The 20,064-nt window shown below is 66.0% G+C and carries 9 protein-coding genes; 6 read left to right on the forward strand and 3 right to left on the reverse strand.

Features of this window, described 5'->3' with window-relative positions; all coding sequences use genetic code 11:
- Positions 1 to 117: 117 nt before the first annotated feature.
- The 3 genes from ABRP28_RS02160 to ABRP28_RS02170 are packed head-to-tail and all read right to left on the reverse strand — an operon-like array spanning position 118 to position 3,652.
- Positions 118 to 1,803 (reverse strand): DUF885 domain-containing protein, encoded by a 1,686-nt coding sequence (locus tag ABRP28_RS02160; RefSeq protein ID WP_350003744.1) that lies wholly within the window; start codon positions 1,801 to 1,803, stop codon positions 118 to 120.
- 32 nt (positions 1,804 to 1,835) lie between these two features.
- Positions 1,836 to 2,072 carry an acyl-CoA carboxylase subunit epsilon gene (locus tag ABRP28_RS02165; protein WP_350003743.1) on the reverse strand — a complete coding sequence of 79 codons (237 nt, stop codon included), beginning with the start codon at positions 2,070 to 2,072 and terminating at the stop codon, positions 1,836 to 1,838.
- Positions 2,069 to 3,652: an acyl-CoA carboxylase subunit beta gene (locus ABRP28_RS02170; RefSeq protein ID WP_350003742.1), complete on the reverse strand. Its 1,584-nt coding sequence runs from the start codon at positions 3,650 to 3,652 to the stop codon at positions 2,069 to 2,071. The genes ABRP28_RS02165 and ABRP28_RS02170 overlap by 4 nt, the downstream gene beginning before the upstream one ends.
- Positions 3,653 to 3,874: 222 nt before the next feature.
- Here ABRP28_RS02170 and ABRP28_RS02175 point away from each other — a divergent pair, with 222 nt between their 5' ends.
- The 6 genes from ABRP28_RS02175 to ABRP28_RS02200 all read left to right on the forward strand — a co-directional run bounded on the left by ABRP28_RS02175 (position 3,875) and on the right by ABRP28_RS02200 (position 20,020).
- Positions 3,875 to 4,762 (forward strand): NAD(P)-dependent oxidoreductase, encoded by an 888-nt coding sequence (locus ABRP28_RS02175; protein ID WP_350003741.1) that lies wholly within the window; start codon positions 3,875 to 3,877, stop codon positions 4,760 to 4,762.
- A gap of 75 nt (positions 4,763 to 4,837) precedes the next feature.
- Positions 4,838 to 5,746: a biotin--[acetyl-CoA-carboxylase] ligase gene (locus tag ABRP28_RS02180; RefSeq protein ID WP_350003740.1), complete on the forward strand. Its 909-nt coding sequence runs from the start codon at positions 4,838 to 4,840 to the stop codon at positions 5,744 to 5,746.
- Positions 5,739 to 6,338, forward strand: coding sequence for a PH domain-containing protein (locus ABRP28_RS02185; protein ID WP_350003739.1), 600 nt, complete (start codon positions 5,739 to 5,741; stop codon positions 6,336 to 6,338). The genes ABRP28_RS02180 and ABRP28_RS02185 overlap by 8 nt, the downstream gene beginning before the upstream one ends.
- Positions 6,328 to 7,452: an adenylate/guanylate cyclase domain-containing protein gene (locus ABRP28_RS02190; protein WP_104185299.1), complete on the forward strand. Its 1,125-nt coding sequence runs from the start codon at positions 6,328 to 6,330 to the stop codon at positions 7,450 to 7,452. The genes ABRP28_RS02185 and ABRP28_RS02190 overlap by 11 nt, the downstream gene beginning before the upstream one ends.
- 117 nt (positions 7,453 to 7,569) lie before the next feature.
- A complete protein-coding gene (locus ABRP28_RS02195; protein WP_350003738.1) occupies positions 7,570 to 13,737 on the forward strand; it encodes an Ig-like domain-containing protein in 6,168 nt (2,055 codons plus the stop codon).
- 157 nt (positions 13,738 to 13,894) lie between these two features.
- Positions 13,895 to 20,020 (forward strand): Ig-like domain-containing protein, encoded by a 6,126-nt coding sequence (locus ABRP28_RS02200; protein ID WP_350003737.1) that lies wholly within the window; start codon positions 13,895 to 13,897, stop codon positions 20,018 to 20,020.
- Positions 20,021 to 20,064: the final 44 nt, after the last annotated feature.

A 20,064-nucleotide genomic window follows, 5' to 3' on the forward strand; every position in this document is an offset into this window, starting at 1 on the left:
GGGTGTGCTTAACATCTCCCGCAGCAGCGGCAGCGAGGGGCCCGTCCGGCAGCGCGCGTCAGGGCGACGAAGGAGCAGCGCGCCGAGGACGGGCCCCTGGGGGCCGCGGAGTCAGGACTAGGAAAGCAGCGCCCGCCGGAGCGTGTCCAGTCCGACCGAACCTACGTTCAAAGCCTTCGTGTGGAACTCTTTCAGGTCGAAACCGGGGCGGGCCTCGAGTTCGGCGCGGATCTGTTCCCAGAGCCGCTGCCCGACTTTGTAGGAGGGCGCCTGGCCCGGCCAGCCCAGGTAGCGGGTGAACTCGAAGTTGAGTTGTCCTTCGCTGATGGGCAGGTTCTCCTTCAGGAATTGGTAGCCCTTGTCCGGGGTCCAGGTGCCGGAGCCCCAGCGTTCCGGGACTTCGAGTTCAAGGTGGACGCCGATGTCGAAAACCACGCGGGCGGCCCGCATCCGTTGCATGTCCAGCATGCCCATGTGGTCGCCGGGATCGTTCAGGTAGCCCAGTTCCTGCATGAGCTTTTCAGCGTAGAGCGCCCAGCCTTCGCCGTGGCCGGAAGTCCAGCAGACGTTGCGCCGCCACTTGTTCAGCAGTTCCCGGCGGTAGGTGGCGGTGGCCACCTGGAGGTGGTGGCCCGGCACGCCCTCGTGGTACACCGTGGTGGTTTCGGCCCAGGTGGTGAAGGTGTCCTCGCCGGCGGGCACGGACCACCACATGCGGCCGGGGCGGCTGAAATCATCGGAGGGGCCCGTGTAGTAGATGCCGCCCTCGTCGGTGGGGGCAATCAGGCATTCCAGCTTCTTCATGACGTCCGGGATGTCGAAGTGGACGCCGGCGAGTTCGGCCACGGCTTTGTCCGAAAGCTCCTGCATCCACTCCCGCAGCGACTCCTTCCCTTTCAGCTGGCGCTCGGGATCGTTGTTGAGGATCTCCTTGGCCTCGGCGATGGTGGCACCGGCCTTGATGGTGTCCGCCACCTGTTCCTGCCGGGCGATGAGCCTGTCCAGTTCCTCCACGCCCCAGGCGTAGGTCTCTTCCAGGTCAACTGTCGCGCCAAGGAACGAGCGGGAGGCGAGGGCGTAGCGCGCCCTGCCCACGGCGTCCTTCTCGGGCGCGGCGGGCAGCAGCTCCGTCCGAAGGAACTCCGCCAGCCCGGAGTAGGCGGCCCGGGCGGCGGCAGCGCCGGCGTCGAGCTCTTCCTGGACGGAGGCGGGCAGCGGCCCGGCCGCTGTGGCTGCCCCTGCCGCCAGCTTCGCAAAGAAGCCGTCCCCGGCGGCGTACTTGGTGACCTGCTCAATGACGATCTCTACCTGGCGCACCGCGGCAACCCGGCCGGCGTCTTTCGCCTGCCGCAGTGATTCGGTGTACCCGGCGATGGCGGCGGGTACGTTGGAGGCGCGGCCGGCAATGTGCTGCCAGTCCTGCACGGTCTCCGTGGGCATGAGGTCGAAGATGGCGCGGATGTCCTGTGCCGGGGAGGCGATGTTGTTCAGGTCGGCGTAATCCCAGCCCGAGGCGTGGATCAGCAGCTGCAGGCCCAGCCGCTCCTGCATGGCGTCCAGCGTGACGGCGTCAACATCGTCCTCCGGTTCGAGGCCCTCGAGGTCGGTCAGCGCCTTGCGCGCGGCCTCTGCGAATTCGGCGATGCCCGCGGGGGAGAAGTCCTGGTATTCGGTTTCGTGCCCGGGAACGCCGAGGGTGGTGGCGAAGGACGGGTTGAGCTTGATAAGGGTGTCGGTGTAGTCATCTGCGACGGCGTCGATGCGGGTGTGCGGGCGGGCGGCAGGAGAGGTGTCTGTAGTCACACTCCGAGACTAGCGCCTCGGGATGTGGGGATTCAGCCGCGGCTCCGCTTCCACGCGCCGGGACCCGGGGTGGGATCCAGCCGCAGCTGCTGGCGGCGGACCCAGTGCCGGACCGGCGGCTTGTCCGTCCCGGTTTGCTGGACTCCGCCAAGGGACAGCACGACGGCGGTGAGCGCCGCCAGCTCCTCGGCTGTCGGCTGCCCCTTTACCACCGAGAGAAGGGGCGCGGCGGGTGCGTTGCTTTCGTCAGCAGGCTCGGTGGGGGTCACAGCGGAATGTTCCCATGCTTCTTGGTGGGGAGGCTTGCGCGCTTGTCGCGCAGCGCGCGCAGGCCCCTGATGATCTGCAGCCGGGTCTCGGAGGGGGCGATCACAGCGTCAACGTACCCGAGCTCCGCCGCCTGGTAGGGGTTGAGGAGCTCTTCCTCGTACTGCCGGATAACCTCGGCGCGCCGTGCCTCGACGTCGCCGCCGGCTTCCGCCACTGCCGCGAGGTCGCGGCGGTACAGGATGTTGACGGCGCCCTGTGCTCCCATGACGCCGATCTGGGCGGTGGGCCAGGCCAGGTTCAGGTCCGCGCCGAGCTTCTTGGAGCCCATCACAATGTAGGCGCCGCCGTAGGCCTTGCGGGTGATCACGGTGAGCTTGGGAACCGTGGCCTCGGCGTAGGCGTACAGGAGCTTGGCCCCGCGCCGGATGATGCCCTGGAATTCCTGGTCCTTGCCGGGCAGGAAGCCGGGCACGTCCACCAGGGTGATGATGGGAATGTTGAACGCGTCGCAGTGCCGGACGAACCGGGCCGCCTTTTCCGAGGCTGCGATATCCAGGGTGCCGGCGAACTGCAGGGGCTGGTTGGCAACGATGCCCACCGTGTGGCCCTCCACCCGGCCGTAGCCGATCATGACGTTCGGTGCGTACAGCGCCTGCATTTCCAGGAAGTGGCCGTCGTCCACGATCTGCTCAACCACCGTGCGCATGTCGTAGGGCTGGTTGGCGGAGTCGGGGATGAGCGCGTCCAGGGCGAGGTCGTCGTCGCCAAGTTCCATTTCCTGGGTGTGCTCCAGGACGGGCGCCTCGGACAGGTTGTTGGAGGGCAGGAAGTCCAGCAGTTCGCGCACGAACTCGATGGCGTCGCCTTCATCGGAGGCAAGGTAGGTGGACGTTCCTGTGGTGGCGTTGTGCTGCCGGGCGCCGCCGAGGGTTTCCATGTCCACGTCCTCGCCGGTCACCGTTTTGATGACGTCCGGGCCGGTGATGAACATGTGGGAGGTCTTGTCCACCATCACCACGTAGTCGGTGAGGGCGGGGGAGTAGGCGGCACCGCCGGCCGAGGGGCCCATGATGAGGGAGATCTGCGGGACGACGCCGGAGGCGTGGACGTTGTTGCGGAAGATGTCCGCGAACATCGCCAGGGAGGCCACGCCTTCCTGGATGCGGGCTCCGCCGCCGTCAAGGATGCCGACGACGGGGCAGCCGTTGCGCAGCGCAAACTCCTGGACCTTGACGATCTTTTCGCCGTTGACCTGGCTGAGCGAGCCGCCATAGACGGAGAAGTCCTGGCTGTACACGGCCACCAGGCGGCCGTCCACGGTGCCGTAGCCGGAAACCAGGCCGTCGCCCAGGGGCTTTTTCTTCTCCATGCCGAACGCGGTGGAGCGGTGCACGGCCAGGGCGTCGAACTCCACGAAGGAGTCTTCATCCAGCAGGAGGCCGATGCGCTCGCGGGCGGTGTTCTTGCCGCGCGCGTGCTGCTTTTCGATTGCTTCGGGGCCGGAGGGCTGTTCGGCACGCGCCTGGCGGTCGCGGAAATCGGCGATCTTTCCCGCTGTCGTTGTCAGATCGTGGCTCATCAAGTGTCTCCGGCTCTGTAGCAGATTGATTCTGTGGTGCTAAGTTTGCTGGCCGGCTGTTGTGCGGGGGTTAAGTAGCTTCCACACAAAAGACGAACCCTGCTGGCAAGTCTAGTGACGCTTCAGGCCGCCGCAGCTGTAGGGAACCTACAATTTTCTGCGCCGTCATCGCCAGCAATGTCATGTTACTCATCAGTAACTTAGCTGGGTTAGAGTGGTGCCATGACTTCGAGCAATGACGCTTCCCACGCTCCCGCGGGCCCGTACCAGGCTGCCGGCTCCCTTTCCGGGCGGACCCTCCTTGTCTCCGGCGGAAGCCGCGGAATCGGCCTCGCCATTGCCCTTCGGGCAGCCCGCGACGGCGCCAACATCGTCCTGATGGCCAAGACGGGGGAGCCCCATCCCAAGCTCGCCGGGACCGTCTATACAGCGGCCCGGGAGATCGAGGCTGCCGGCGGACAGGCCCTTCCCCTGGTGGGCGACGTCCGCGACGACGGCGATGTGGCCCGCGCGGTCTCCTCCGCCGTCGAGCGCTTCGGCGGCATCGACGCAGTCATTAACAACGCATCCGCCATCGACCTTTCCAACACGGACGACGTGGACATGAAAAAGTACGACCTCATGCAGGACATCAACGTCCGCGGCACGTTCCTGATGTCCAAACTCGCGCTGCCGGCGCTGCGGGCCTCGGATGACGCCCATATCCTCACGCTCTCGCCTCCCCTGAACCTCAGCCCGCACTGGGCCGGGAAACACCTGGCGTACACCATGGCCAAGTACGGCATGAGCCTGACCACCCTGGGGCTCGCCGAGGAATTGAAGGCGGATGGCATCAAAGTGAATTCGCTGTGGCCGTGCACCCTGATTGATACAGCGGCCATCCGGAACATGCCTCATGGGGAGCGCATTGCCCAGGCGGCGCGCGGCCCGGAGATCATGGCTGACGCGGCACATGCAGTGCTCACCGGCAGCAACCTGGAAAGCGGCGGCCGGCCCAGTGGAAACTTCTACACGGACGAAGCCGTGCTCACGGCCGCTGGAGTCACTGATTTCCAGCCGTACAGCCTGGGGGCTCCGGAAGACCGCCTGGCGCCGGACATCTTCCTCTAGCCCGGTCCTGGGCCCGTCCCGCAGGTCCACCCACGGCAGGCAGCCGGGACCGGGCCGGGTCGGTACAGTTTAGGTATGGACGACGCACATGCCCCCGGTACCCCGCTGGACCGGAGCGATCTCGCGGACCAGGACTTCCTGTCCGCCACCGGCATCGCACGGCTCGACGTGGTGGACTCCACCGGATCCACCAATGCGGACCTGCTCCGGTGGGTGACCGTGGATCCGTCGGCCTGGCCGGACATGTCTGTGCTGACTGCGGAATACCAAACGGCGGCCCGGGGGCGCCTGGACAGGCATTGGGAAGCGCCGCCCCTGAGTTCGGTCTCCGTTTCGGTGGTCCTGAGGCCCGCGAACGCCGAAGGCAGGCCGCTCCCCACCCAGAGCTACTCCTGGCTGTCCCTCATCGGGGCCCTGGCGCTGCGCGAAACCCTGCTGGAAACGGCCGGTCTGCCCGCGGAGCTGAAATGGCCCAACGACGTCCTGGTCCGCGGCAAGAAGATTGCCGGAATCCTGGCCCAGCTGGGTCCCATGGTGGATGGCTCGGTGCCGCCCGTCATCCTCGGAACCGGCCTGAACGTCACCCTCCGGCAGGAGGAGCTCCCGGTGCCCACCGCCACGTCCGTGGTCCTGGAGGCGCCGCGGACGGCGGACCGGACCGAACTGCTCAAGAGCTACCTTTCGCACTTTGCCGTGCTCTACCGCAGCTTCTGCAACGCCGACGGCGATCCTGCAGCGGGCCTGGCCGGCGGACCGTCGCTGCATAAGCGGATTGAGGCCGTCATGACAACACTGGGCAAGCAGGTGCGGGCCCAGCTTCCCGGCGACCACGAAATTATTGGCCACGCTTCCCGGCTGGACGAGTACGGCTCACTGCTGGTGGTTGACCGCGAGTCCCGCGAGCACGTGGTGACCGCCGGCGATGTTGTGCACCTGCGTCCGTGGACCTCACCGGATGCCTCCGGCCAGGGCGGTTATGCGTAAAGACCTCGTCCCGGGCGAGCAAGTGATTGTCACCACCCGCCCGCAGCCGAGGAAGCTGGCCGGGGCAGCAGCGGCCTTCATACTGTCTCCGGCACTTGCCGCGTTCGCTTCCGCATGGGTGGTCCGCGGGGAAGCCGTAAGGGTCATCCCGGGCCTCGAAGCCCGGTGGACACCGGCGCTGGTGGCAGGATGCATCCTTGCTGCCGCCGGCGTTTGGCTGGGTTACTGCCTTCCGCGGCTCCTCCGGTGGCAGGGTACCCGGTACACGCTCACCAGCCGCAGGATCATTTCCCGGTCCGGCCTGGTGCGGCGGCAGGACCAGCAGGTGAACCTGGCCTCCGTGCGGCACCTGACTGTCCACGAGTCGGTACTTCAGCGCCTGTTGCGCTCCGGGAATATATCCTTGGAAACCGGGTACCAGGGTGTCGTGACTTTCCGGGATGTGCCGGAGGTTGCCAGGTTCCGGGATTTCATCCTTGATGCCCTGGAGGACCTGCCCGACGAACGCGACGGCCAGTCCGGCGGGGAAAAGGACTACCCGGCCGGAGCATTGCCATGGGAACTGAGAGAAGGTGGACGGGATGAACGATGAGGACCAGCAGGAACGCGTGGACTCCATCACGCCCCCGCCCGCGATGGATGCCCATCCCGCCACGGGCACCATGTCAGCCGAAAGGCTCGCCATGAAGGCGCTGGAAGCGCGCCTGCTCGGCGGGGAACGCAAGCTCCGCCGTCGTGAAGTCGCCGCCGGCGCGGGTCTCTCCCTGTTGTCCGCACGCAAGCTGTGGCGTGCCCTGGGCTTTCCCAACTTCGGCGATGAGGACGTCGCCTTTACCGAACGCGACCAGGCCGCCCTCTCCACCGTGGTGGACCTGGTGCGCTCCGGCAAGCTGACGGAGGAGGCCGCCATCTCCGTCACCCGCTCCATCGGGCAGATGACGGACCGGATGGTGGTGTGGCAGATCGAAGCCCTGGTGGAGGACATGGTCCACGAGCAGGGGGTCACGGACGCCGTGGCTCGCAAGCGGCTGGTCAACGAACTGCCCGCGCTGGTGGACGCCCTCGAGGAAGTGCTGGTGTATTCCTGGCGGCGCCAGCTGAACGCCGGCGTTCAACGGCTCGCCGTCCGCGCGGAGGCCGGGCTCCAGGCCAGCGAGGAAGGCCGGGAGGGCGATGAGGACGACGCGCCGCTGCCGCTGGCACGCGCCGTAGGTTTCGCGGACCTGGTCTCCTATACCAGCCTGTCCCGGCGCATGAACGAAAAGACCCTCGCCCGGCTGGTCCAGCGCTTCGAGAACAAGTGCGCGGAAATCATCTCCGTAGGCGGCGGCAGGCTGGTGAAAACCGTGGGGGACGAAGTCCTCTACATAGCTGAAACCCCCGCTGCCGGCGCCGAGATCTCCCTTGCCCTGGCCCAGGCCTTCACGGAGGACGAAATCCTTCCCGAAGCGCGGGTGGCCATGGTGTGGGGAAGGATCCTGTCCAGGCTCGGGGACATCTACGGTCCCACCGTGAACCTGGCAGCCCGGCTTACCACGCTTGCCGACCCCGGGACTGTGCTGGTGGATTCAATGACGGCCTCGGCGCTCGAGCATGACGAACGCTTCGTGCTGGAGCCGCAGCCGCCCGAAAACGTCCGCGGCTTCGGCGAGATCCGCCCGGTGCGCCTGGAGCGCGGGCTTGGCAAGGGGCTCGTCCTGGACTAGGACACCGGGAAGCCGGGAGTTTATCCATTTGTTGGCCAATCACGCTATATTTGTTGTGCCCGGCTTTCGCAAGCCGGAAGCCGGCCATCGCCGGGATCTACCTGGGGGAACCGATCAATGAATTTTCGCGGACGAACACGCGCGCAGGGCGCCGCATCCGCAACGGCGTTCCGCGGCCGAATCCTTCGCTCCCGGCTCTTCAGCGGCACAGTATATGGGCTGGTGCTCACTGTCGTGGTGACCGGCGCCGTGCTCTATCCGGGGTTCAAGACCACCGAGGTGGAGCTGAACGACGGCGGCGTGTGGGTGGTCTCGAAGTCCAAGAACGCGGTGGGGCGGCTGAATTATCCTTCGCGTGTTCTTGATGGGGCGGTGACGCCGGCGTCGACGACGTTCGACATCCTGCAGGACGCGGGTGATGTCTTTGTCGACGATGAGACGGGCTCGACGCTGAACCAGGTTTCGCCGGCGAACATGCGGTTGGGCGGGGACAAGCAGCTGCCGGGGTCGGCGGACGTCAGTTTCGGCTCCGAGGTGATCTCGGTGACGGACGCGGCATCGGGCAAGGTGTGGGCGGTGTCACCGTCCACGGTGAACGGTTTTGACGAGGAATCGTCCGAGCCTGTCATGGTGGGTTCGGAGGGCATCGTCTCGGCGGTGGGCGATGATGACCGGATTTATTCGGCGGATCCCAAATCCGGTGTTGTGACGGTGACGGCTGTTGAGGCCAACGGTGAAGTGACGTCTTCGGAGTCTGAGACCTGGGCGGAGCTTAAGGGTTCTGGGGACCTGCAGATCACGGTGGTGGGGGACAGCCCGGTTCTCCTCGATGCGGCCGCCGGAAAGCTGTTCCTGCCGGGCGGCAAGCGCCTGCAGCTGGACAACGCGCGCGAGGCCAAACTGCAGCAGGGCGGCCCCGCCAGCGGCTTTGTTGCCATTTCCACGCAGAAGGCGTTGCTGAAGCAGCCGCTGGACGGGTCCACAGCAAACACGGTGACGTTCGACGGCGAGGGTGTGCCGGCTGCGCCTGTCCAGTTGGGCGGGTGTGTTCATGCGGCGTGGTCCGGTGCGAACAAGTATGTCCGGGACTGTGTGAACGATGCCGATGACAAGAACGTCGACGTGCCCAAGGCGAGTGCTTCGCCGTCGTATGTGTTCCGGGTGAACCGTGACCTGGTGGTCCTGAACGATGTGAATTCCGGCAACGTGTGGCTGGTCAACCGGAACATGCAGCTGGTCAACAACTGGGACGACGTCATTCCGCCCAAGGAAACCTCCGACGACGCCGACAAGGACTCCGCGGATGAGGTCCAACAGACGGTCCTGCCGGACCGCACGAAGCCCAACACCCCTCCGGTGGCCAACCCGGACACGTTCGGCATCCGTGCCGGAAGGACGGTCATCCTGCCCGTCCTGGATAACGACACAGACGCCGACGGCGACATCCTGACGGTCCGTGCCGACCCCATCGAGTCCGGAGTGCTTGCCCCGATCTACGGCTCCACGGGTTTCCAGGTCACCGTGCCGGCGGACAGGTCCGGTTCCGAGACTTTCCCATACACAGTGGACGACGGGCGCGGTCTCTCCGCCTCTTCCAGCGTCACCCTCAACATCATTCCTCCGGGGGAAAACTCCGCCCCGCGGCAGAAGCCGAACCGCAACACCACCCTGGTGCTGCAGGCCGGGAAAAGCCTCTCGCAGAACATCCTTTCCGACTGGAGCGATCCGGACGGCGATGACCTCTATGTCGTGGGCGCCACGGGCAGCGACCCCCGCGACCAGGTCAAGGTGCGGCCGGACGGGCTCCTGAGCTTCCAGGACTCAGGTTCGGAGCCGGGCCGCAAGACCATCACCGTGACAGTTTCCGACGGCCAGTCGACAACGGACGGCCAGGTCACCGTTGACATCCGTCCGGCCGGGGCACTTCCACCCGTCGCCAACGCGGATCACGTGGTGGCAGTCGCGGGTGTAGACACCGTCGTTGCACCGCTCAAGAACGACCTTGACCCCCAGGGCGGCGGGCTTCGCCTGGCCCAGGTGACACCGGACGGGAATTCCACGGTGTCCATGGGGGCGGACCAGCAGACGTTTACTTTCAACTCCACGGGCCAGGGAGCGCACTATGTGTCCTACCTCGTGACCAACGGCCCCGCCAGCGCCCAGCAGCTGGTCCGCGTGGATGTGGTGCCCGGCAACGGCAGCGGCGCTCCGGTTGCGGTGCGGGATACGGCGCTGCTGCCCAGCGGTGGAAGCGTTTTGGTGGACGTCCTCGGCAACGATTCGGACCCTTCCGGCGGCGTCCTGGTGGTCCAGTCCGTTACCGCCGCGGACGGACTGCCCGTCAGCGTCTCCGTGCTTGACCATTCAGTGGTCCGAATCACCGATGTCCGCGCCCAGGGCACGCTCAACGTCAACTACACCATTTCGAACGGAACAGCGTCGGCGAGCGGCGACATCGCAATACTGGTGGTTCCCGCACCGGCCAAGCTCCAGGCCCCGCAGGCCAAACCGGATGAGGTCTCGGTGCGTGCAGGTGACGTTGTCACCATCCCGGTACTTGCCAACGACACGGACCCCAACGGCGGCAAGCTCACCCTTGAGCCCGAACTGGCGCAGAAACCTGATGAAACCGCCGGGCGGATCTTCCAGTCAGGCAGCACGCTGCGCTTTCTTGCCGGCGGGACGCCCACAACGGTTTACGCCATCTACAAGGTCACCAACGAGTCGGGCCAGTCGGACTCCCAGCAGGTCGCCATCCGCATCCGTGCCCGGGATGACGAACGGAACACCCGGCCCGAGCCGGGGAACCTGACCGCCCGGGTCATCGCCGGAATGGCAGTGCGCATCCCGGTCCCGCTGGACGGCATCGATGCCGACGGCGACTCGGTCCAACTGGTCGGTATAGACAAAGCCCCCGCCATGGGCACCGCAGTGGTCAAGGACGGGTACCTGGAGTTCACTGCCACCGGAACCGCCGCCGGCACGGATACCTTCACCTACCGTGTCCGTGACCGGATCGGCGCCGAGAACACAGGCACGGTGATCGTCGGCATTGCACCAGCGGCGGCCAACAACCAAAAGCCCATCGCCGTGGACGACGCCGTGGATGTCCGCCCCGGCCGCAAAATTGCAGTGGAGGCGCTGGTTAACGACACCGACCCCGACGGGGATCCGATCGGGCTGGTGGCTGACGCCTTCGAGGCCAGGCCCGAACTAGGGGTTGAGACGGCGGATGGGGGCAAAGTACTGCTCACGGCGCCGGGTGCCGCAGCCAACGAAAGCGTCAGCTACAAGATCCAGGACGACAAAAAAGCCCAGGGCAGCGCAGTGATCCGCGTCCTGGTAAGCCCTGACGCCGCACTCAAAGCTCCGGCTGCCAAGGACGACGTCGTCACCCAGGCCGAGACGCTCGGTAAGTCGGCCGTCGACGTCCCTGTCCTCAAGAACGACTCCGACCCAGACGGTGTGGCTGCAGACCTCAAAATCAGCCTCCCGGACGGCAACCCCAATGCACGCGTCGGAACCGACGGAAACGTGGTGGCCGCCCTCACGCAGGCAGACCAGTTGATTCCCTACACCGTGACTGATCTTGACGGCCAAGGCGCAACGGCCGTGATCTGGGTGCCCGGCCAGGGCGAACAGCACCCCACCCTGGCCCGGACCGACGTCATCGAGGTCATGGCCGGCCGGGAAGAGACCATAGATCTCCGCGAATATGTCCGGGTGCGGGAGGGCCGGACGCCGCGCATCACCCAGGCTGACAAGGTCCGTGTGCAGGGCGGGGACGCCGGCAACGTCATCGCAGGCAATGGCGATGTGCTGCGGTACTCGGCCTTGCCGGACTATGTGGGCCCCGGCTCCCTCACTTTCGAGGTCACCGACGGCTCCGGCCCCGAGGATCCCCAGGGCCTGAAATCCACCCTGACCCTTATCACCAGGATTGTGCCGGACCCCGACGCGAACCATGCGCCCACGTTCAGCGGCTCCGGGCTTGAAGTTCCGGTGGCGGAAGCTGCCAGCCTGGAGCTTGGCAACCTCGCAAGGGACGTGGATGCCGGTGACCAGGAGAAACTTGAGTTCGCCATCGATGGTGCCCTCCCTGAGGGGTTCGCGGCCTCGATTGAAGGACAGAAACTCACGGTCAGGCCGGCGCCCGGGTTGTCGGCAGGCCGCAAGGGAACCATTCCGCTGAAGGTCACGGACAACCGGTCGGATCCGGTAAGGGCAGCCGTAGAGGTTACCGTCGTGGCCTCCACCCGTCCGCTCCCCACGGCCAACGAAGATGTTGTGGAGAAGGCCAACGCGGGCCGGAGCGAAACCGTCAACGTGCTGGCCAACGATTTCAACCCTTTCAGCGAGACCCCGCTGAAGATCGTTTCAGCGGCCGTGGAAACAGGTTCGTCCGCCGCGCCGCCGGCCATCGGCGGGGATTCCATCACCTTTACACCTGCAGACGGGTTCAAGGGTGTGATGGTGATCCGGTACACCGTTGCAGACAAGACTGACGATCCGTCCCGCCAGGTCAACGGCAGGGTTCGTGTCACGGTGCGGGACAAACCGGACGCGCCCTCAGCCCCGGCGGCCACCGATGTGCGCAGCAGGACCGCAGTACTGAAGTGGTCACCGCCCTCGGACAACGGGGCACGGATCACCAAGTACACGGTGCGCTCCAACGGTTTCAGCCAGGAATGCCCCACCACCACTTGCACGCTCACCGGCCTGACCAATGACGTCAAGTACGTCTTTACCGTCACCGCCACCAACGAGGTCAACGAGTCCGAGCCCTCGCCTCCCTCCAACGAGATCCGGCCCGACGAAAAGCCGTCACCGCCGGAGGCCCCCGCGGTCAAGGCCGGCGATAAAACCATGGAGATCACCTGGGCGCCGGCCCGGACTGAAGGGTCGGCCGTCAAAAGCTACAACCTGGAGATCTCTCCGCCTCCTGCCGGCGGGATAGCGGCGAAAAACGACGTGACCGGCCTTAACTACACATGGCCGGGACTCACCAACGGTGTCCGGTACAAGGTGCGGGTCCAGGCTGTCAATGAGCTCGGACCATCCGAGTGGGGACTGTTTTCAAGCGAGGACAACCCCGCCGGCGTCCCAGCTGCTCCTGCCGCCCCGACGTCTTCAGTGGCCTCCTCCGTGGGAGCCACCAACCAGCTGCGGGTGAACTGGTCCGAGCCCGACACCAACGGTGACGCCATCAGGAGTTACTTTGTGACGATGAACGGAGGCGGCGCAGCTCCGCAGACGCAGGTGGTTGCCGGTACGGTGCGCACAGCCAACTTCACGGCAAATAACTCCGAAACGGGCTACACCTTCACGGTCCAGGCGGAAAACAAAGCCGGAAAGGGAGCCGTCAGCCAGCCGTCCGCGCCGCGGCGCGCCACGGGCAAGCTGGGCCAGGTTTCTGGAGTCACTGCAACGCCGGCCGACACTGGGGGAGCCGGGCGGCAGGTGACCATCAGCTTCAAGGAACTGACCGCGGCGGAGCGCAACGGCTCCGCCCAAAGTGAGGTTACATACAGCTACAACTCCAGCACCGGCCAAAGCGGTCCCATCAGGCCGGGCCAGACCGTTGCCGGGTTCACCAACGGGGCAGCCACCACCATCACGGTGATCGCGCATTCAACCGCGGCCCCGAGCTCCGATGCCAGTGCCGGGGCGCCGGCAACACCTTACGGGTCCCCCGGTATACCGTCCGCCTCCGGACAAGACGGCGCAAGGAACCAGAAATCCCTCACCTTGAGCTGGGCCTCACCTTCCACCGCCACCAACGACGTCGCTGCCACGCTGATCAGGATCGACAACGGCGGATGGGAACGTGTTGCCGCGTCCGGGAGCAGGGTCATCAACACGGGCGGCTTCAGTGAGACCCACCGCATCGAGGTCAAAACGGTCAACTCGCTGGGGTCGGAAAGCGGCGTCGTCTCAGCATCAGCCGCGTCGGGTGCGCAGGGAGAGTGGATCACCACCGTCGTCAAGGGCACCGACCTGGTGCGGACCTGCACGTTCGAGTACGGGAAGGCCAGCTACCGGCCGGCACCCTACTTCGATTGCCAGGGAGTCAACAACGGGGATACCCCGCCCTGGTACTACGTCAACACCGGCGAGCGGATCGTTGTCCATTGCTACGTCATGATGAACGACCACTGGACGAACACTCCGGACCAGCCGTTTTATCGGATCGAACCGGGGTCCAACCGAAACGTGGGCTACTACATGGTTGCCGGACACTCGCAGCTCGGCCAGCCCTACTCCCACGGGATCCCGCGATGCTGATTACGGGAATGAACGCATGCGCAGGCGGTGGGGAGCTCTGCCCATCGCAGCCCCGAGGCGCGTTGGGTAAGCTGGCCCGGGGAACGGAGAGCCTTGTACCGGCTTTTCAGGGGTGCGGGCCTGAGGGCCATCGCAACAAATCGAGGGAATTTACGCTGTGACAAGTCTGCTGGGGAAACTTGGGCTCAAACGGCGCCACAAAAAGATCGTCAACGGCACCGCGTTCGGTGTAGCCGTGGCTGTCGTGGTGACCGGCGCCGTGCTCTATCCGGGGTTCAAGACCACCGAGGTGGAGCTGAACGACGGCGGCGTGTGGGTGGTGTCGAAGTCCAAGAACGCGGTGGGGCGGCTGAATTATCCTTCGCGTGTTCTTGATGGGGCGGTGACGCCGGCGTCGACGACGTTCGACATCCTGCAGGACGCGGGTGATGTCTTTGTCGACGATGAGACGGGCTCGACGCTGAACCAGGTTTCGCCGGCGAACATGCGGTTGGGCGGGGACAAGCAGCTGCCGGGGTCGGCGGACGTCAGTTTCGGCTCGGAGGTGATCTCGGTGACGGACGCGGCATCGGGCAAGGTGTGGGCGGTGTCGCCGTCCACGGTGAACGGTTTTGACGAGGAATCGTCCGAGCCTGTCATGGTGGGTTCGGAGGGCATCGTCTCGGCGGTGGGCGATGATGACCGGATTTATTCGGCGGATCCCAAATCCGGTGTTGTGACGGTGACGGCTGTTGAGGCCAACGGTGAAGTGACGTCTTCGGAGTCTGAGACCTGGGCGGAGCTTAAGGGTTCTGGGGACCTGCAGATCACGGTGGTGGGGGACAGCCCGGTTCTCCTGGATGCGGCCGCCGGAAAGCTGTTCCTGCCGGGCGGCAAGCGCCTGCAGCTGGACAATGCGCGCGAGGCCAAACTGCAGCAGGGCGGCCCCGCCAGCGGCTTTGTTGCCATTTCCACGCAGAAGGCGTTGCTGAAGCAGCCGCTGGACGGGTCCACGGCAAAAACGGTGACGTTCGACGGCGAGGGTGTGCCGGCTGCGCCTGTCCAGTTGGGCGGGTGTGTTCATGCGGCGTGGTCCGGTGCGAACAAGTATGTCCGGGACTGTGTGAACGATGCCGATGACAAGAACGTCGACGTGCCCAAGGCGAGCGCTTCGCCGTCGTATGTGTTCCGGGTGAACCGTGACCTGGTGGTCCTGAACGACGTGAATTCCGGCAACGTGTGGCTGGTCAACCAGAACATGCAGCTGGTCAACAACTGGGACGACGTCGTTCCGCCGAAGAACGAGTCCGACGAGCAGGACCAGGAGTCCGCGGACAACAACACCATCAACGTCCTCCCGGACCGCACCAAACCCAACCGTCCGCCGGAAACCAAGCCCGACGCCGTCGGGGTGCGCCCCGGACGCACCACCATCCTCAGCGTCCTGGACAACGATTCGGACCCCGACGGCGACGTGCTCACCGCGGCCGTGGGAACCTCCGGACCCCAGGCCGGGAGCCTCCAAAACATCTACGGCGGCACCGCCTTCCAGGTCTCGGTGCCCGCTGACGCGAAACCCGGCACTGAAACATTCAGCTACAGCGCCTCGGACGGCCGCGGGCTCTCCGCAACCGGCCAGGTCACGCTCAGCGTGGTTGGTGCGGACGAAAACAAGCCGCCGCAGTTCAAACGCGGCGACAACGCCACCACCATGCTGGTTGAGCAGGGCAAGACAGTCAGCCAGAACATCCTCACGGACTGGATCGATCCCGACGGCGACGACCTGGTGCTGCTCGACGCAAAGGCAGACAACGACCAGGACCAGGTAAAGGTCCGCCGGGACGGCCTGCTCACCTTCCAGGACTCCGGCGCAACAGCCGGCAAGAAGACCGTGGAAGTCACCATCTGGGACGGCCGGGACACCGTTACCGGAAAAGTCGTGGTCAACGTCCAGCCGCCGGGAGCCCTTGCGCCCGTTGTCAACGCCGACCACGTCACGGCGGTGGTTGGCCAGGACCTGGTCATCTCTCCGCTGAAGAACGACGTAGACCCCAACGGCGGCGCCCTCCGGCTGGCGCAGGTCGAGGCCAACGGCCCCGCGGAACTGGGTCCTGTGACCGACGGCGGCACGTTCACTTTCCGCAGCACCACCCCCGGCCCGGTCTACCTGACATACATCGCCAGCAACGGCCCGCAAAGCAGCCAGGGGCTCATCCGGGTTGACGTGGAATCCGGAGACGAGGCCGGCGACCCCGTCGCCGTCCATGACGTGGCCCTGATGCCCACCGGCGGCAGCGTGCTGCTGGACCCGCTGGCCAACGACTCCGACCCCTCCGGCGGCGTCCTGGTGCTGCAGTCCGTAAAGCTGCCCGAGAATTCGACCGCGTCGGTCAGCGTGATCAACCACGGTGTCCTGCGCATCACCGACATCCTGGGCACCAAGGACCCGATCCTCTTCGAATACACCATGTCCAACGGGAAGAAGTCGGCCACGGGCAGCGTCTCCGTGGTCCCCGTCCCGGCCCCCGCCGTCGTGGAAGCACCCCAGCCGAAACCTGACGAGGTCAACGTGCGGGTCAACGACGTCGTCACCATTCCCGTACTCGAAAACGACACCCACCCGCAGGGCCAGGAGCTCACGGTGGATCCTGTCCTGCCGCAGGGCGTGGACCCCGTGGACGGAAAGAGCTTCGTCTCCGAGAACACGCTGAGGTTCATCGCCGGCCCGCAGCCCAAGACGGTCCGTGCCATCTATAACGCCGTGGACCCGCAAGGCCAGAAGAGCGCCGCCGCGGTGACCATCCACATCCTTCCGCTCGAAGGCGCCGAGAACTCCCGTCCGCAGCCGCGCAACCTGACCGCCCGTGTGGTGGCCGCCGGCACAGTGCGTATTCCCGTCCCCCTGGACGGCATCGATCCGGACGGCGACTCGGTCCAGCTGACCGGCATCGACAGCACGCCGTCGATGGGAACGGCTTCCGTGGGCAGCAACTTCATCGACTTCACGGCTGCCGGTGACGGCGCCGGAACCGACACGTTCCGCTACAAGGTGGTGGACCGGCAGGGCGCCGTTAACACCGGCACCGTCACCGTGGGCATCGCGCCCCGCGGCGAGGTCAACCAGAAACCCACCCCCGTGGACGACGAGGTAAGGGTCCGCCCGGGCCGCCAGATCGCCGTCGACGCCACCGGCAACGATACCGACCCCGACGGCGACCTCATCCGCATCCTCAGCGACGGCATCGAAGCCGACCCCGCGCTGCAGGCCACCGTGAGCAAAACCAGTGGCCGGATCATCCTGCTGGCGCCGGAAGAAGCCGGAACCGTCAACGTCCGCTACACCATCGCCGACGACCGGGACGCCACCGCGCAGGCCACCATCCGCGTGGTGGTGGACAACGAGGTGCCCCTCAAGGCACCCGTCGCCCGTGATGACAGGGTGACCTCCGCCCAGACCATGGGGAAGACCGCCGTGGATGTCCCCGTCCTGAAGAACGACGAGGACCCCGACGGCGTCGGCGAAAACCTGAAGATCAGCACCGAGGCCGCCACCGCCAGGCCCGGGCCGGACGGCACCATGATCGTTGACCTCACCGAGCAGCCGCAGCTCATCCCGTACAACGTGGAGGATGTTGACGGCCAGCAGTCCACGGCCGTGATCTGGGTGCCGGGCCTCGGCCAGCAGGTGCCCACCCTGGCCAAGGACGAAGTCATCGAGGTCGTCGCCGGGCAATCAGCGGACGTTGACCTCGACGAGTGGGTCAAGGTGCGTGAAGGCCGCTCGCCGCGGCTCACCCAGACCGACCGCATCAAGCTCATCGGTGCAGACGGCGGCGATCCTGTCATCGCTGACGGCACGGGCCTGAAGTACACGGCCGGCACCGACTATGTGGGTCCCGGCTCGCTCACCTTCGAGGTCACGGACGGTACCGGCCCGGACGACCCCGAAGGCCTCAAATCCACCCTCAGCATCCGCACCAAGGTCCTGCCCGACCCCAACAAGAACAATCCGCCTGAGCTGCTGGGCGCAAACGTGGACGTGCCCAAGGGGGACTCCGCCAGCGCCGACCTGGGCAAGCTGACCTCGGACCCGGACGCGGACGACGTCGAAAAGATGAAGTACGAACTGGTGGGCGGAGCGCCTGCCGGGTTCAACGCCAGCATCGACGGCAGGACCCTCAAGGTCTCCGCGGCCGATTCAAGCGGCTCCGGAACCACCGCCGCCGTCCAGGTCAAGGCCAGGGATCCCCGCGGGCTTGAAGCCACTGCCACCTTCCAGCTGAAGGTGACTGCCTCCAACCGGCCGAAACCGGTGGCGAACGACGACGTGCAGGACAACGTTGCCGCGGGCAAACCCGTGACAGTCAACGTGCTTGCCAACGACGCCAACCCGTTCCCGGAGACGCCGCTGAAAATCATTGCGGCCGCCGCGGAAACCGGCAGCGGCAACGTGGACGTGAACGGCGATTCCATCACGGTGACTCCCGCGCCAGGCTTCACCGGCACCATGGTGGTCTCCTACACGGTGGCGGACAAGACGGAGGACCCCTCCCGCCAGGCAACAGCCCGCGTCCGCCTTACGGTCAAGGACAAGCCGCAGGCCCCCGCCACCCCGCAGGCCCAGAGCGTGGGGGACCAGACGGCCCTCCTGAACTGGACGGCGCCCGCAGACCGTGGCTCGCCCATCACCACGTACACCGTGTACGGCGAGAACGGGTTCGAGCAGGATTGCCCGGCCAACACGTGCACGCTCAACGGGCTGGTCAACAACACCAAGTACCACTTCCAGGTCACGGCAACCAACGAGTTTGGCGAGTCGGACAGGTCGCCGGCTTCTGCCGAAGTGCGTCCCGACGTGAAGCCCGACACCCCGCTGGCGCCGTCCATGAAGTTCGGCGACAAGGAGCTGTCCATCAACTGGTCTGCCCCTGCCAGCAAGGGCTCACCGGTGAAGTCCTATGACCTGGAGATTTCGCCCCCTCCCGCCGGGCAGAACGCCCAGATCCAGAACCTGACAGCGGTCAGCTACGTCTGGAAGGGACTGCAGAACGGCGTCTCCTACAAAGTCCGGGTCCTGGCGCGCAATGATGCCAAGGAACCGTCCGAATGGAGCCCGTACTCTGCAGCCGAGGTTCCCGCCGGCGTTCCGGCTACGCCTGCTGCACCATCTGCGGCGCAGGCGGGTTCAGTGGGTTCACAGAGCCAGCTGAAGGTGAGCTGGGCAGCCCCGAACAACAACGGCGACGCCGTCTCCGCCTACACCCTGACCACCCTCCGGGGCGGCGCGGTGGTGGCCAGCCAGCAGGTCACCGGTACATCGCAGAACGTGACGGTGGACAACTCCGAAACGAACTACACCTTTACCGTGTCCGCCACGAACAAAGCGGGCACCAGCGGCACGAGCGCCCAATCGGCAGCCATCCGGGCAGTAGGTAAACCGGGAATGGTAGGCACGCCTACCGCCACACTGGTGGACACAGGAGGGAATGGCGGAAAGATCGATGTCCGGTTCCCGGTATTGAACGCCGCCCAGCGCAACGGTTCGACCGCCGACGAGATTACGTACAAGTACAGCCTGACGTCGGGCGGGGGCAGCGGCAACATCCCTGCAGGCGGCGGGACTGTGGCGGCAGCCAACGGCACCCAGACGGCCGTTGTGGTGTGGGCCGTGTCGTCCCGCAGCTCTACGGCCGGCGATGCCAGCCCTGCGTCGAATTCCGTCAATCCCTACGGCCTCGCTTTCGCTCCGAATGTTACTGGCAGCAACAGCAGCGGCGTAGGGGACAAGACGGTGTCCTGGACGTGGAACCAGCCGGACGGCAACGGCCGCGCGGTGACCGGTTACCAGTACAGCCTGGACGGCGGCAACTGGCAGGACACGCAGGAGCGGCGCTTCTCCAAGACCGTAGGGTTCAGCGAGACGCACACTCTCCGGGTTCGTGCCATCAGTGCTGGTCAGCCCGGCCGGATCGGCAGCGACACGTCCCGCAGTGGCGCGGAACCGCCGCCTCCGGTACCCACCTCGTGGAACATCACGGCAACCCCGGTCCGCAGCTGCACCGAACCCCGCAAGGGGACCGACAGCTACGTCGCCGGCAACCCGTCACAATGCAACGGCGAGGGCAAGTGGCTGGACGCCGGGGCTGCAGCAACGACGGACCGCTACCAGGTCTGGTACAAGACGTCCAACAACCCCAGCGGCATCTGGTACCACCTGACCTCCGGCATGGCGGCTGGCAACTGGATCCGTTGCGACACCTCGAACCTTGGGTGCAACCCGCCCAACGGCATGCCAAACCGCTAGTCCACCACCTCCGCGACGCTGGGGCCCGGCCTTCCGGGCCCCAG

This window comes from Pseudarthrobacter sp. WHRI 8279 (genome assembly GCF_040224115.2).
Taxonomy (GTDB): domain Bacteria; phylum Actinomycetota; class Actinomycetes; order Actinomycetales; family Micrococcaceae; genus Arthrobacter.